Source organism: Streptomyces sp. SID12501 (genome assembly GCF_010550245.1).
Classification (GTDB): domain Bacteria; phylum Actinomycetota; class Actinomycetes; order Streptomycetales; family Streptomycetaceae; genus Streptomyces.
Window position 1 is genome coordinate 1 of sequence record NZ_JAAGLU010000253.1, and the last position, 625, is coordinate 625.

Annotated in this window: 1 protein-coding gene; it reads right to left on the reverse strand. The window is 66.1% G+C overall.

All coding sequences use genetic code 11. The annotated features are described in order from the left end of the window. Positions 1 to 210 (reverse strand): MerR family transcriptional regulator (locus G3I71_RS45560; RefSeq protein ID WP_164324819.1); only part of this gene is annotated, 210 nt, incomplete at its 3' end. Positions 211 to 625: the final 415 nt, after the last annotated feature.

Genomic DNA, 625 nt, shown 5'->3' on the forward strand with positions numbered 1-625 from the left:
GTCGACGAGTTCCCGGGCTCGGGCGGCGATGCGCAGCTGGTAGCGGGAGTAGCGGCGGTGACCACCGGCCGAGCGGAGCGGGGTGATGAGGCGGGCCTCGCCCAGGGCACGGAGGAAACCTTGGGTGGTGCCGAGCATCGCGGCAGCCCGGCCCATGGTGTAGGCGGGGTAGTCGTCGTCGAGACGGCCGAACGAGTCGTCTGCTGTCATTGCACCTGTTTCTGGAACGCGTGGAGGGGCCCTGGTGCCTATGGCACCAGGGCCCCGAAGGAACTACTACACCATCTGCCGGCCTTGATTCTGCGCCGGCCTTCTGTTTCCGCCGACCCGACCGAAAGGCTGTCGGGGGTGCGGGGATCGCGGTTGCTTGACCGGAGACCACCTCACTAACGATGTCCTGCGGTACCCGGGCTTCAACCTGCCGGCCCGGGCGATCCTGATGGCGCCAAGCTCCTCCGTTCTTCCCTCGGTGATCAACTACTTACCAAGCGGGGGACTGCGTACTGCTGGTGATGCTTACTGCTGATACCGCGTACTGCTTGTACCGCTTCGCTTGTACTGCTTGCGGCCTGACCCAGCGCCGCTTCGGCAGCCAGCCCCGTCACCTGTCCTGCGTCTGCTCTGG